Source organism: Flavobacterium akiainvivens, assembly GCF_001278115.1.
GTDB lineage: Bacteria > Bacteroidota > Bacteroidia > Flavobacteriales > Flavobacteriaceae > Flavobacterium > Flavobacterium akiainvivens.
This window is the reverse complement of the sequence record NZ_LIYD01000005.1, coordinates 4,198,929-4,213,342: the sequence shown is the minus strand read 5'-3', so window position 1 is coordinate 4,213,342 and position 14,414 is coordinate 4,198,929. Positions and strand designations below refer to the sequence as shown.

The 14,414-nt window shown below is 43.5% G+C and carries 13 protein-coding genes and 2 tRNA genes; 2 read left to right on the top strand and 13 right to left on the bottom strand.

Annotation, left to right across the window (positions count from 1 at the left end):
- Positions 1-8: 8 nt before the first annotated feature.
- The 10 genes from AM279_RS18925 to AM279_RS18880 form a co-directional block, all read right to left on the bottom strand.
- A tRNA-Tyr gene (locus tag AM279_RS18925) sits at positions 9-90 on the bottom strand.
- A gap of 35 nt (positions 91-125) precedes the next feature.
- Positions 126-199, bottom strand: a tRNA-Thr gene (locus tag AM279_RS18920).
- 91 nt (positions 200-290) lie between these two features.
- The gene (hpf, locus tag AM279_RS18915) at positions 291-593 is read right to left on the bottom strand and encodes a ribosome hibernation-promoting factor, HPF/YfiA family (RefSeq protein ID WP_054409612.1); all 303 of its coding nucleotides are present in this window, start codon (positions 591-593) and stop codon (positions 291-293) included.
- Between the two features lie 27 nt (positions 594-620).
- The gene (locus AM279_RS18910; RefSeq protein WP_054409611.1) at positions 621-1,523 is read right to left on the bottom strand and encodes a tyrosine-type recombinase/integrase; all 903 of its coding nucleotides are present in this window, start codon (positions 1,521-1,523) and stop codon (positions 621-623) included.
- Between the two features lie 69 nt (positions 1,524-1,592).
- Positions 1,593-1,787 (bottom strand): 30S ribosomal protein S21, encoded by a 195-nt coding sequence (gene rpsU / locus AM279_RS18905; protein ID WP_054409610.1) that lies wholly within the window; start codon positions 1,785-1,787, stop codon positions 1,593-1,595.
- 68 nt (positions 1,788-1,855) lie between these two features.
- Positions 1,856-3,217 carry an alpha-amylase gene (locus AM279_RS18900; protein ID WP_054409609.1) on the bottom strand — a complete coding sequence of 454 codons (1,362 nt, stop codon included), beginning with the start codon at positions 3,215-3,217 and terminating at the stop codon, positions 1,856-1,858.
- Positions 3,218-3,379: 162 nt separating this feature from the next.
- Positions 3,380-4,528 (bottom strand): acyl-CoA dehydrogenase family protein, encoded by a 1,149-nt coding sequence (locus tag AM279_RS18895; protein WP_054409608.1) that lies wholly within the window; start codon positions 4,526-4,528, stop codon positions 3,380-3,382.
- 14 nt (positions 4,529-4,542) lie between these two features.
- A complete protein-coding gene (locus tag AM279_RS18890) occupies positions 4,543-5,691 on the bottom strand; it encodes a ComEA family DNA-binding protein (protein WP_054409607.1) in 1,149 nt (382 codons plus the stop codon).
- A 16-nt stretch (positions 5,692-5,707) separates the two neighbouring features.
- Entirely contained in the window at positions 5,708-5,935 is a 228-nt protein-coding gene (locus AM279_RS18885; protein WP_054409606.1) for a PspC family transcriptional regulator, read from the bottom strand.
- A 74-nt stretch (positions 5,936-6,009) separates the two neighbouring features.
- Entirely contained in the window at positions 6,010-7,278 is a 1,269-nt protein-coding gene (locus AM279_RS18880) for a DUF2851 family protein (protein ID WP_054409605.1), read from the bottom strand.
- A gap of 300 nt (positions 7,279-7,578) precedes the next feature.
- Here AM279_RS18880 and AM279_RS18875 point away from each other — a divergent pair, with 300 nt between their 5' ends.
- Positions 7,579-9,252: a PNGase F N-terminal domain-containing protein gene (locus AM279_RS18875; RefSeq protein ID WP_054409604.1), complete on the top strand. Its 1,674-nt coding sequence runs from the start codon at positions 7,579-7,581 to the stop codon at positions 9,250-9,252.
- 404 nt (positions 9,253-9,656) lie between these two features.
- Here the strand turns inward: AM279_RS18875 and AM279_RS18870 are convergent, their stop codons facing one another.
- On the bottom strand, positions 9,657-10,169 hold the full coding sequence (locus AM279_RS18870; protein ID WP_054409603.1) for a 3'-5' exonuclease: 513 nt from the start codon (positions 10,167-10,169) through the stop codon (positions 9,657-9,659).
- A gap of 140 nt (positions 10,170-10,309) precedes the next feature.
- On the opposite strand from AM279_RS18870, the gene AM279_RS18865 reads away from it, so the two are divergent.
- Positions 10,310-10,720: a hypothetical protein gene (locus AM279_RS18865; protein WP_054409602.1), complete on the top strand. Its 411-nt coding sequence runs from the start codon at positions 10,310-10,312 to the stop codon at positions 10,718-10,720.
- Between the two features lie 220 nt (positions 10,721-10,940).
- On the opposite strand, the gene AM279_RS18860 is transcribed toward AM279_RS18865, so the two are convergent.
- Both AM279_RS18860 and AM279_RS18855 read right to left on the bottom strand, forming a co-directional pair.
- Positions 10,941-12,302, bottom strand: coding sequence for a pyridoxal-phosphate dependent enzyme (locus AM279_RS18860; RefSeq protein WP_054409601.1), 1,362 nt, complete (start codon positions 12,300-12,302; stop codon positions 10,941-10,943).
- A gap of 62 nt (positions 12,303-12,364) precedes the next feature.
- Entirely contained in the window at positions 12,365-14,326 is a 1,962-nt protein-coding gene (locus AM279_RS18855; protein ID WP_054409600.1) for a putative porin, read from the bottom strand.
- Positions 14,327-14,414 lie beyond the last annotated feature (88 nt).

The window sequence follows — 14,414 nt, the reverse complement described above, 5'->3', positions numbered from 1 at the left end:
AAATTTTGTGGGGAGAGCAGGATTCGAACCTGCGAAGGTGTAACCAACGGATTTACAGTCCGTCCTCGTTGGCCGCTTGAGTATCTCCCCGCCTTACATTTTGTATTTCAAAAAACATTTTCTTGAGCCGATAGAGGGACTCGAACCCACGACCTGCTGATTACAAATCAGCTGCTCTAGCCAGCTGAGCTACACCGGCAAACTCAATAAAAAAGCCCGCTATTTCTAACGGACTGCAAATGTATATAATTTATCTTTTAATCAAAACATTTTCTTAAAAATTTTTAATCTTAAGAATGTGCCCTGATTTTTTGCTTTCTTTTCATTAGTAAACGCTCCATGCTATCTGCCGCAAGCTCAACTGCCTCCTCAAAACTCTTACATTGTTTTTTTACAACAAACTCATCTCCCGGCACATTAATTTTAATCTCTGCTATCTTATTTTGTTTCAGGTTATTATTATCAACCTTAAAAAATACGTCCGAAAAAACAACCTTGTCATAATACTTATCAAGCTTATCTAACCTGCCTTGTACATAGCTAACCAATTTCCTGTCAACTGTAAAGTTAACTGCATGAACATTCACTTTCATAATAAAAACAAATTTGTGGTTGAACAATCAGGAACCATTTCGGTTTCGCGGATGAGCATCCTTATACACCTCCTTTAACTGAGCAAGACTGCTATGGGTATATATTTGTGTAGATGATAAACTTGCGTGCCCTAATAATTCCTTTACTGAATTTAAATCGGCCCCGTTGTTTAAAAGGTGCGTTGCAAAAGTATGCCTTAGTACGTGCGGGCTCTTTTTTACCTTAGCGGAGACAACACTAAAGTAACGATTTATTAACCTGTACACAAAAGATTCGCTTACTTTTTTTCCACCCGAAGTCAAAATTAACATATCGCGATCCACTATATTTTCAAGCCCTGCCCTTTTATTAAGATACTGCGCCAATAAACCAGCTGTTACCGGCAACACCGGCACTATACGCTCTTTATTGCGCTTACCCAAAACCTTTATTGCAGCATTAGAAACATCATAAGAAGACACCTTAAGACCAATAAGTTCAGCCCGGCGCATACCGGTAGCATAAAACAACTCTATAATTAAGCGATTACGAACACCCTCAAAATCATCAGGATAAGCATTAAAATCGACTACATCAGCCAATTCCTTTTCACTAAAAGGAATCTGCACTTTTTTCTCTGTTTTTAGTGATTTGTGTTTTTGCATGGGGCTAACTTCAATTACCCCTGCCTTTAACAAAAACCTGTAGAATGATTTTAAGGAAGACATTTTACGGTTAACCGACTTGTTAGCAACACCATTATCTACCAAAAGTATTACCCACCCCCTAACCTGCGCATACACCACTTCCTCAAGTAGCGCGCCGGCATCATCCTGCTGTATAAACTGCTCAAAAGCAGCAACATCATCAAGATAAGCCCTGACAGTGAGCGGGGAATAATTTTTCTCCTTAGATAAATAATCGCGATATGCCTGTTTACTTTCAACCATAAAAAAAACCGTTAACAGCAAAATTAAGCTTTTGCGGCTAACGGTTTATGTATTTTAAATACAAAAGTATTAGATTTCTACAGCGTTTCTAAGACCTTGTACATAAGCTGCTTTTTGAATCTCAGCCCTTCTGCTTACAGATGGCTTCGTGAAAGCCTGACGGCTCCTTAGCTGACGAACAACGCCGGTCTTGTCGAATTTACGTTTGTAACGCTTTAGCGCCCTGTCGATATTTTCTCCGTCTTTAATAGGTATAATTAACATAGCTTGACACCTCCTCTCATTAAGGCTGCAAACTTATAAAATTATTTCTATACCAGCCAAATAAATTTTTATTTTGTTGACCATACAGTATAACTGTGCGGTGGCGCCTGTATTTTAACCCAGCTATCGCCCTGAGTAGTAGGCTCCCAGTTAGAATGCCCGGTGTAGTCTTTAATAACAGTATTGTTCCAGTTTGTATCTACCCAGCGCTCCTGCCAGCTGTCGCTATTATTAATGTATACTATAAGTCCCGGCGAACCATTGCGGCGCGCCACATACTCATCATTATCAGCATATAAATAGGTAGTGTTGCCACTTGCATTATTATTATGTATCCAGATCAGGTTGTTGAGCTTGTTTTTATCCAGCCATTCCTCATAATCCCTGTAAAAAATACACGGATATCCCTCATGTGTAAGTATATAGGCATACGCCAGTAACTTGTTGTTATATATCTCATTAGTATCGTGGTTGGTTACAAACGTTACCGATCGCATAGGGTTACGCTTTAGCAGCATGTCGCCATTAAGCTGCGTGAGGTCGTTATTATTAAAGGCATCACGCATTTTGTAGTAGCACGCAAAGTCAAAAGCACTGGCTTCGGCCTGGTTAGCCCACCATTCAAGGGTTGCCGCGTTGCCGTCCCAATATTCACCTACAGAAAAGCCTCCCACTGCATTTTTAAAGTTTTTAACCACCCAGGGTTCAAAGCCTTTAACCATATCAAAGCGCCAGCCATCAAAGCCCATAGTATTCTTATAGTACTTAGCTATAGAGTTGGTATTGTTATACATCCAGTCCTGCACCCAGGTTTTATCATGGCAAAGGTCCGGGAAACCACCAAAGGTACCGGCATCGCTGGCATGGATATCATTAGGATGAAAATCATTATAAGACCGTGCAAACATGCCCGATGCCGGCTGGAAATCAGTCCACGTGTTGGCACCGGTGTAAGGGTTGTATTGTGAAGCACCGCCACTACAGTGGTTTACTACAATATCGGCAATTACGCTCAGGTCGCTGTTGTGTGCCGTGGTAATAAGCGACTGGATTTCAGACAGTGAACCAAAACGGGTTTCGGTACTGCCCATCTGGTTATAACTACCAAAATCAAAATAATCAAACGGGTCATAACCCATTGAATATCCGCCGCTTTGGCCTTTTGTTGCAGGCGGCAGCCAAATTGCATCTATACCTGCCGATGCCCACGAAGGCACCTTGCCGCTAACGGTATTCCACCAGGTGCCACCACCGGGGCAGTCCCAGTAAAAAGCCTGCATCATTACCTTAGTGCCTATAGACCGCTGATTACTGTACTGGCTTTGGCCGGTTTCCTGACGGTTTAGCATTTGTTTTTCGTCTACATCGGCCTCATTAGAGCAGCCCCAAAATAGCATAGCGAGCGCCGCTGTTGTAATTATGTATTTCATAGATAAAAGGTTTGGTTATTACCTAATTTATAAAATACTGCATCACAAAATATTGAATTAACACCCAAAACACAACTACAACGTTATAGTGTTGAAAAGTTTTAAAACAAAAAAGACTTCCCTTAACAGGAAGCCTTTACAGTTGCATTCAATTATTAAATATTAGTCTTTCAAGATGTTACGCGATATTACAAGCTTTTGTATCTCGGTGGTACCTTCGCCAATAGTACACAACTTAGAATCCCTGTAAAACTTCTCAACCGGAAAGTCTTTTGTATAACCATATCCACCGTGAATCTGCACCGCTTCATTGGCCACTTTTACGCATACTTCGCTGGCATACATCTTGGCCATAGCACCCGCTGTAGTAACCGGTTTGTGGTTGTTTTTAAGGTGAGCCGCCTTATGCAGCAACAGTTCCGAAGCCTCAATTTCAGTGGCCATATCAGCCAGTTTAAAAGCAATTCCCTGGAAATTACTTATAGGCTGTCCAAACTGGTAACGTTCTTTGCTGTACTTAAGTGCAGCCTCATAAGCGCCTTTAGCTATACCTAACGATAGCGCACCAATAGAAATCCTGCCTCCATCCAGTATCTTCATGGCCTGTATAAAGCCCTCTCCTACCTCGCCAAGTCGGTTAGCATCCGGAATTCTGCAGTTGTCAAATACCAGCTCTGCCGTTTCACTGGCCCTCATTCCCAGCTTGTTCTCTTTTTTACCACTACTAAAGCCTGGCATGCCTTTTTCAAATACAAAGGCAGTCATGCCACGGCTGTCACCTTTCTCACCGGTACGCACAATAACAACGGCTACATCGCCTGATTTTGCGTGGGTTATAAAGTTTTTTGCTCCGTTTACAATCCAGTGGTCGCCGTCTATTACGGCAGTAGTATTCATGCCCCCGGCATCACTACCGGTATTGTGCTCTGTTAAGCCCCATGCACCAATAAACTCGGCAGTAGCCAGCCTGGGCAGCCACCTGCGTTTTTGCTCTTCATTACCAAACATTAATATATGATTCGTACACAAAGAGTTATGTGCCGCAACAGATAACCCTATCGATGGATCTACCTTCGAAATTTCTTCAATAACAGTTATGTATTCATGATAGCCAAGGCCGGCACCACCATATTCTTCAGGAACCAAAACGCCCATGTAGCCCATATCGCCCAGCTGTTTGAACAATTCAACCGGAAAGTGCTGGGCCTCATCCCACTCCATAATATTAGGTGCAATATTCAGGGCAGCAAACTCCCTGATTGATTCGGCTATCATAGCCTGGGTATCATTATTCTCAAAAACGGTTTGCATTTTAGCTTTAAATTTTAGTATTCCAAATATAAGCTAATTATTTTTGATTTTAATGTAAAAATATCGTTTATTTTTAATAAATCTTCAAAGTTCCGAATTTTACCTTTTGTATTACGCTGTTTAATGATAGCCCGGGCGATTTCCTCATTAAAATAAGGGAAGCGAGCAAGCTGCTCTAAAGTACCTGTATTTACATTAACTTTAGTAACATCCGGGTTAGTACCTACGTTAAAACCTTTTTGCAAACCGGCTATAGCTTTGGCAGAAAATCCTTCAAAATCAGCCATTTGTTCCATGCTCACAAAAGCACCAAGTGCAGCACGGCGGCGTAATATCTTTTTAGCGGTATTAGGCCCAACCCCATATATTTCGGTTAAATCTTCCTCAAGGGCTTCATTGATATCCTTTGGCGGACCGGTGGGCTCAGATTTCTTTTTAGTTGGCTGATAGCCACCATTCTGATACTTCCTTACAACCCAGTCAGGAAATTTAAAATAGGGAGATATTTTGTTCAGAAGGCCATCAGAAACCCCGGTAACCTGCTTAAAATCAGCCACAGTATTAATCCATTTACCCGAATCCCTATACGCTTTAAGGCGGTTTACCTGTTCCTTTGTCATGCCCAGTTCACGGCCTTTTTGTTCACTTATAAAGTTAGGATTAAAAGACTCTATGACACCTTTATTACTTTTAGTCAACTCATAATCAGCAACATCTGTTTTAGCCACATCCTGCCCCTGCTTTTCTACCCAATCAGGAAATTTAAAATAAGGTGCTATTTTTCTCAAAAGACTATCAGAAACACCTGTAACCACCTTAAAATCAGTAGCCGAGTTAACCCACTTACCCGATTTTCTATAGGCCAAAAGCCTGTCAATTTCGGTAGTGCTCATACCCAGGGTATATCCCTTGTAATCAGTAATATAATTAGGATTAAACGGATAAATTGTATCTCCCTTAGTGCGATTTTTAGCTTTGAGGGCATCAATTTTATCTTGGTGCGCAAGCCATTGTTTTTCGGCATCAAAAACATTTGTTGTAGCAGCACCTGCACCCGAAGTAATGAGATAATACCCTAATTGTATGAGTATTACAACCAAAAAAAGCGCTACAATACCTGTGCGCTGGCTCTTGGAATACCGGTAAAAGTGAGGTGATTTCATGAGGAGGCCAATACCGTTACAAATCAAAAACCGAACTGCGCTTTGTGTACACCATATCCTTGAGCCTCAGCCAAAAAGCCAGTGTTATATATACAGCAAACCACAAACCGGCCGTTACAAATGATATGTAAATAAAGAAAAGGCGCACGTTTGTAGCACGCATCCCCAGCTTATCGGCCACGCGCGATGCCACCGCAAACCCGTGACGTTCAAAGAAATGGCGTATGTTTGTTACTAAAGACATTGTTTGTTTCAGGTTTAAAGTTTAAGGTTTAAAGTTGCTCCCTCAAACCTGAAAATCAAAGATATAATAAAATATCATCGCTTCAAAATTTCGAGGCCAATAGCACATTGCATACAGCGTTTATGGTTGCAGTACTCATTTTTAAGCTGTAAGAGCGCCTGGCTGTCATAAGCATTTTCCACAGGCATCTTAAAGTGCTTAAACTTATCCATAACTGTATTATTTTCAGGGGCTAAGAGCTGCATCAGGGCCAGTAATTCTTCAGTTATCTCCTTACCTGTGGCTTTGGCATAGGCAAACTTAAACGGTACTATAGTATTGATAATCAGCAGGTCCATAAACGATTTCGACAGCGCCTTCCGCTTCTTCGGGCTTTCTTTATCAAAGCGGTAATGGGTAGCCCAATACGGTGCCGCCTGAACATCAAACACATCGTAAACAGCTTTTAAATCACTGGTTTCTATTACTTTAGAAAACAGATTTTGACGGCTATGATACAACTGCCCAAACTGGCTCAGGCGTATGGTAGGGAAGTTATCAGGCCGGTGACGGAAAAACTCTACCGGTGTAACATACTCGTTTTCAAGCCTGTGCTTGTGCATAATGTAGGCATAGCGCTGCTGTAAGTCCCTGGCATACAGGTCTTCAAAATCACCGGCCAGCAATCCGGCACGGCCAAAAAGCAATGCCTCAATGTTCTCAGGCTCAAAGCTTTCCTTTCTTATCACACTGAATGGCAACGACTTAACCACCTCAAAAAACGACGGCCCATTGGTATTCAGTCCAAAATTTTTAGCCAGGAAACAGCACAAAACCGCTTCCCAGTCGCCACCTAAATTATTAGCTAACTGCATGATGGGCAATGCTTTGCGCTCCAACCGTTCCAGGAAAAGCCGTTCTTTCCAGTTGTTTACAGTAAAAGCCTCAAGGCCAGCCAATTCCTTCTCACAATTTATCCATGTTTTGGCCGCAGCCAGCACATTATAGTTTGCAACAAGCACGCTATCTACCTGATTTTTAAGCACTAAAACCGGTATTTCACTACCATCTTTGCGTAGCACTTCGGTGTCATATTCCCAAACCACGTATAAGATTACACTGTCATAATTAGGGTCGGTTTCATGATTGTGCAGGTAACAGTCAGATGATTTAAGGTGTATTTCCACGTTGCCTGCCCACTTTTGTTTTCCTACAATTATTTGCGCATTAAAAAAGTCAGGCCCTGCCAGCTGCAAATACTGCCCGGGATGGATAACCTGCAACGCCTCGCCCTGCACAGTATTAAGGTTCAGCTGGTTGAACTTTTTAAATTGCCACACATGGTGCAGAAAATCCTCTTTCATCGGGTTGGTTTAGCCCACTAATGTACAAAAATGCGATTAATATTCGCGCCAATTTTTCACACCGGAAAATTGTAGGAAAACGTAAAAAACAGCAAAATTGATCAAAAAGCTAATCAATTAAAAATAAGCAACATATAAAAAAAGACATGTTTAATATTTCACTTTCGGAGTTTGAGTTACGCTATTTTGCACATAAAAAGTATTGGCAGTTTTGCCGTTCGATTTTTAATCGTTTACGGTGTGAAATATTAAATATGCCATCAGCGCAATTCAAAAAATCACATCCTTTATATTTGTAGTATGAAAAATCTTTTTTACCTGCTCCTGCTGCTGCCCCTTTTTGCCGCAGCCCAAAAAAAACCAAATGCCGTTAAAGTTACCTATAAGCGTTCGTACCTTGGCTCAATCCAGGAGCCTGATAACCCCATAATTATTTATAGCGATGCCAGGCAAACGTTTGTAACGTCTAAAAAAGCAAGCCAGCGCCCCATGCCAAGCCCAACGGAAAGCACCCTGGTTAACCACGCCGACAGTACTTATATCCAGCTGGCCGTTTTAAATAACGAGTATATGCTGGCTACCAAAGACTCGCTTTCGCTGAAGCGCCAGACTTTTGAGCTGCTGCCTGATACAAAAAAAATACTGGGCTACACCTGCCACAAAGCCAAAACCATCATCAACAGCAATACCATTGAGATTTGGTATACCAATGACCTTGGGCTTAAAGGTGCCCCGTCAGTTTTAGGGCAGGAACTGGGCCTGGTGCTGCAAACCGTGCGCAACGGCAACTTTGAGGTACTGGCCACCGAGGTTAAGAAGGAGAAAGATGTTTCAGCCTACCTTGATGTACTGCTGCCCAACCAGAAAATGCTGGATATGCTTACCTACCGCGACCTGATCTGGAAATCACGCTTTACCACCATACCCGTTTTTAAAGATGAGATTATTAACTTTTCTGATGCATCAAAATCTAACGATAGCATACTGCGCTTTGCCAACGGCACCATTGCCCTGCGCAAAATAAAATTCCCAGAGGTAAAGCCCCGCAGCCAGGTGTTCATAGACCTTACCGAACAGTCTAACGGCGATGCTTACGACCGTACCGGCACCGTGTTCCTTATACCCGAAGATCAAAAGCAGTCGTTCCTTGACGGACTCAAGAACGGCGCCGCTATCCTGCCCGCCTACAACAACGGTAACGGCAGCACCTACCCCGGCGTGGTGCGCACCACTGGCTTTACCCCAATCATAGAGCTGATGCGCTTTTTTACCCCTTTTGGCGTAAAGCAGTACAACACCCTGCAGCTTAAAGACAAGGTTTGGCAGGAGGCTGTACCGTACCGCCAGGATGTGAGCGAACTGGCACCGGCCTTTAGCGGGAAAGAACTGTGGGTGGGTGTGTTTATTGGCAATTACGATAAAGGCGGGCACAAAATAAGCCTTAATATTACCCACCATAACGATGAAATCCAGTACAACAAGGCCAACCTGGTGTTGCCGCTGTTTAATACCGTAAACGTTATGGAAATGGCCGGGCAGGGCTACAGCACCATGTTTAGTTCGCCAAAAGGATTGGAAGTAACTTTTACCCTTGATAAGGATGTGAAGAACGCCCGCCTGCGCTACATTACCACCGGGCACGGCGGCTGGGAAAACGGCGACGAATACCTGCCCAAAAAGAACACTATTACCCTCGACGGAAAGCTTGCCTTTGCCTTTGTACCTTGGAGGCAGGACTGCGGCACCTACCGCCTGTACAACCCCGCCAGCGGTAATTTTGAAAATGGCCTTTCATCAAGCGACTACAGCCGTTCTAACTGGTGCCCCGGTACCGTTACCAATGCCGAGTTTATCGACCTGGGCAACCTTAAAGCCGGCACCCATACCCTAACCGTTACCATACCACAAGGCGCACCAGAGGGTACTAACTTCAGCGCATGGAATGTATCGGGGGTGTTGTTGGGGGAGGAATAGTCCTTTTCGATTGTTGGATGGTTCGATTTTTGGATGGTTCGATTTTTGGATGGTTCGATTGTTCGACAGGATATAGGAAGCTATTGGCATTCCCCTCCTCCGGAGGGGCGCCCGTAGGGCGGGGTGGTTTTTATTAAATTGAAAAGAAGCACCGCNAATGATAACAAAATGCTTTTTTAGAAAGAAGCCCACCCCGGCTTCGCCACCCCTCCGGGGGAGGGGAATGCCACTCTGCTATAAAAGAGACCTTCAACAAGCTCAGGCTGACTGATTCAACCCACACTAGTGGTACAGACTCAGGCCTGTCACGCTGTTCCCATAGCTATCGGGAGTCGAAGCACGTCCTCTCGAATAATCCAACAATCGAATAATCGAACCATCCAAAAATCCAACAATCGACTAAACTACACTTTAAGCCTCAATTGCCCATCGCTAAGCAAATACAGCTTGGCACAGGCACGGGCATCGCTGAGGGCTTCGTGGTGGTTAAGGGCAATGCCGTTGCGGTCGCTGCAATATTTAAGGTTGGCTTTGGGATAGCCCTTTGCACGGTATATTTTAACAGTGCATTCCCAACGGTCGGCAAGTTCAAGCTCGTCATAATACAGCCCATACCAGCGCATGGTCTTAGCCAGCACATTACGGTCAAACGATTCGTTATGCGCCACAATCTTACGGCCAAACAACCGCTTTTGTATTTCGGGGAACAGCACATCAAACGTAGGCACTTCTAACGTATCGGCAGGCTTAATGCCGTGCACCATAATATTGCGGTACCAGTACTCGTTATCGGGCGGCTGAATCAGGGTGTGGTATTCTTCGGTAATCAGGCCATCCTCCACCGTAACAATACCCACAGCACACGCACTGTGCGCATGGCCGGTAGCCGTTTCAAAATCTATTGCCGTGAAGGTCATACTACTAACATTGTTTCGTGTGTAACAAATTTACAGCTTTATTGTGAAAAAACCACAGCAGAAAAAACAGTAACGTTACAGGGGTTTACAAAAAACACAGTAAATTTAAGGTTCTTTTTAGTCTATTAAACTACTATACTATGCAAAAGCCAAAATATATAATAAAAGCCTTACGCCTTTTGTGCATAGCCCTGCTGCTTGCCTTAAGTGCGTGCGAAAAATATGAAAGTTCAATACTCGACGGCACTTATACCATAAAACAAATGTCAGTCGACGGTAAAGATATTATGCCCAAACTGTGCTCGTCAAACTTTGGGTTCCGTTCGCGCCCCAGCGAGGCCTGGTTTAACGGTTCGGCACTGTTTGAAAAAGACCACCATGCGCAGTGGGTACAACTTACAGAAGGCAAGGTAGATTCCATCGAAATAAAATCGAAAATCGCAATGCTCAACGGCCGTTACAAAGTAGTAATGAGCAAAAACCACAATAAAGCCCGCCTTGACCTGGTAAGCAAAAATGTGCGGATAGAATCGTATAAGATTGTAGATTGATCGATTGTTGGATTTTTCGATTGGTCGACAGTACGTTTTTCAGGCTCCGTCATTGCGAGCGCAGCCTGCGGAGCGCGGCAATCTTAAGACATAAAAAATCTGCACCGAAGTGATTTTTGTCATTTGCTTTGCCAGTTCGGGTAAACCCTCGTGTCGAACGAAGCGCAGCGGAGTTGAGGAATCTCCCAATAATAAAAAAATCCCGCCGAAGCGGGATTTACTATTTTATAGAACTGATAATATCGTGCTTGGTAATAATATGGTATTTACCTTCACCAAGGTCTACCAATACCGCCTGGTTGTCTTTGCTGAAAAGCTTGCTTACCTCGTCTATAGATGTTGCGCCCTTAACCACAGGGAACGGCTTACCCATAACCTCCCTAACCGGCTTATCGGCAATATCCTTATCCTCCACATAACTACGGAACAGGTCGGTCTCGTCAAGGCTGCCCACAAAACCATCTACATCAACCACCGGAATCTGGCTTATTTTATACTTGCGCAGGCGGTCTATGGCGTGGCTTACCAGCTCTTCGGTACGCACCGTTACAAGCGGCTTATCGCTGTGGTCTTTAATAAGGTCTTCAGCCTTGGTAATTTCATCGTCAAGGTAGCCGCGTTCGCGCATCCAGTCGTCGTTAAACATCTTGCCCACATAGCGGCTGCCACTGTCGTGGAAAAGCACCACCACCACGTCTTCGGGTTTAAAATGCTCCTTAAGCTGTAGCACGCCCTTTATGGCCGCACCGGCAGAGTTGCCTACAAAAATACCCTCTTCAAGCGCCAACTTTCGTGTATACACAGCAGCGTCTTTATCGGTCACTTTTGTAAAGCCGTCTATCAGGCTAAAGTCAACGTTTTTAGGCAGTATGTCTTCGCCTATGCCTTCGGTAACGTAGCTGTAAATTTCGTTCTCGTCAAAAATACCCGTTTCGTGGTATTTCTTGAACACCGAACCATATGTATCCACACCCCAAATCTTCACGTTAGGATTGTGCTCCTTTAGGTATTTCGCTACACCGCTGATTGTTCCGCCGGTACCTACACCCACTACAAAGTGTGTAATTTTGCCTTCGGTCTGTTCCCATATTTCAGGGCCGGTTTGCTCATAGTGCGCAGCGGTATTGCTTAGGTTATCATACTGGTTTACATACCACGAGTTAGGTGTTTCCTCTGCCAGGCGTTTGGATACCGAGTAGTACGAACGCGGGTCGGTAGGCTCTACATCGGTAGGGCACACTACTACCCTTGCACCCACGGCACGAAGGATATCCATCTTTTCCTTACTCTGCTTATCGCTTATAACGCAAATAAGCTTGTAGCCTTTAACAATAGCGCCCAGGGCAAGGCCCATGCCCGTGTTACCACTGGTACCCTCTATAATTGTTCCGCCCGGTTTAAGGCGGCCATCGGCTTCGGCATCTTCAATCATCTTTACAGCCATACGGTCTTTAACCGAGTTGCCGGGATTAAAGGTTTCTACCTTGGCCAGTACGAGGGCATCTATATCCTCTGTAAGCTTATTGAGTTTTACCATTGGCGTGTTGCCTATGGTTTCAAGTATATTTTTAGCGTATTTCATAGTTGTATTATTTGGCTAAAGCCAATAAACGATGCAAAGATACGGTTCTGCGGCGAAAAATGTTATGAAAAGAAATTCCAGATGATACCAAAGCGTACCGTAAAATCACGATACGGGTAGTTTGGCGCCGAATAATAGTTGTACCCCGTCATACTGCTGTTAAAGTGTTCTGCCTTTAAAAACAACCTGAATTCCTGAATTTTGAGGTTCAGGAAGAAATCAACCGTTGGGAAATTACCTATCTTTCGCTCCCTCTGAACGTAAAACTCACTAATAAGCGGATTGTAGTCGTTCATATAATACTCCGTAAAATAATTTAGGGTAAAGCCGCTTTGTATTTGCAGCGCATTCTGGAACCAGCGGTCGTCATAATAAAACGTACTGCGTATTAAAAATTCCGGCACATTTAGCACTGCATCATCCTGCTGCACGTTTTGGTACAGCACGGTATTATCAAGCCCAAAATACTTCAGGAATTTAAAATCCCTGCCGGCTTTAACCGAAAAATAGCTTATGGTATTACCGTATTGTAACGGTTTTACCAGCAATGAATCAAATTTTTCAATACCTGCAACCGGATTGGTATTCTCAAAAAACAGGTGGTCTTTAAGCAGCGTATACTGTGCCGATATATCTACCCACTTAGTCTTTGCCTCTACCTGCAAGCTGTTTATTTTCTCATTATTAAAATTATTGAACCAGTTGTACTGCTCATAATCACTTTGGTAAAGCCTGTAATTCAGGTCGGGCAGCTTGTTCATATTCTGGAAACGTGCCGAAACTTCGTTCCTGTCATCAAATTTATAGCGCGCCTGCAAGTCTATATTAGCCAGGCTTTGGTCGGTAATCGAATTGCTCAGCAAGGCAGTACCCTTCCAGTTTCCTTTCTGGTAGGTATAGCGTGCACCATAGGTATTTATACGGTCGTTAATAGCATTAGGAATTTCCGGCTGCCCGTCTGACCCTAAAATTATGGTACGGTAAAAATAGTTGTAGTTATAGTCTTCAAGGTAAAACTCAATGGCACCAATGGTTTCGTTACTATAAGCCGCCCCCACAAGGTTGTACATACGGTTGTACCTTGTTTTCTGGTAAATGTCAGATGTTATAGCCGGGCCAAAACGGGTGCTGGGCGTGGGCTGGTCAAACTCAAAAAACTTATGCTCATAGTTAAACTGATGATGAAACACAATGCTGTTTAGGTTGGTTTTATTAAGCCTGAAGTAGTGGTCAAAAAAGTAACGGTTACCCTTCATTACAGATGTAGCATCCCTAAAATACACATCAAGCCCCTCGCGCTTGTCATAAGGCGGTTCGCTCAGTTCAAAGTTAGGGATATCCTCTACGGTAATACCGCCGTTTTCCTGGTTACTAAAATCCTGCCCGGTAAAGTGCGCCTTTATACGGTAGCGCATATCGGTAGTATTATAGCTAAAGCCCATCCTGAAATTACCGTTACTGGCAATAGAGTTAAGGTATTTGCCAATAGAGCGTATGCCCTTGTAGCCTATAAAGAGGTTAAAGTTTTGCGACGTGTTAGCCGAAAAAGTTGCATCAAGTATTTGCCCCTGCTGTATTACTGAGCGGTACATAAGGTCAGTATAAGGCGTGGCAACATGGTAGTAGTTTATATCGTCTACTTCCTGATAGGCAAAGTGCTTGGCCTTAAAGCCAAACTCAGGGAAAGGGTTAAACTTGTTAAGCCCATAAAACAGGGTATTATAAGTATGCCCCTCATTAGGGAAAACCAGCAGGCCAAAGTTGTCTTTGCGCAGGTAATTGGTTTTATAATCCTGCTGTATGGTAAGGGTGGTGTCTACCTGTATGGTATCATTTTGCAGCGTAATAATACGATACATATCTATAGTAGCCACGGTATCTTTTGGTACCGGTGCATTAGGCATATTACTTTTGAGGGTATCGTTAGCCCTGTTAGGTAATCCGGCCTGTTGCCTGCGGCCTTTTTGCGAAAAAGCCAATACCGGCAGTAATAAAACAAGCAGTAATATAAGTTTCTTTAACATAGTACCTTTAACTGGAAACAAAGATACTTTTTCTAACCTATTATTAAAAAAAAGACCCGCTTTTTGCAAAGCGGGCCTTAAATATTTA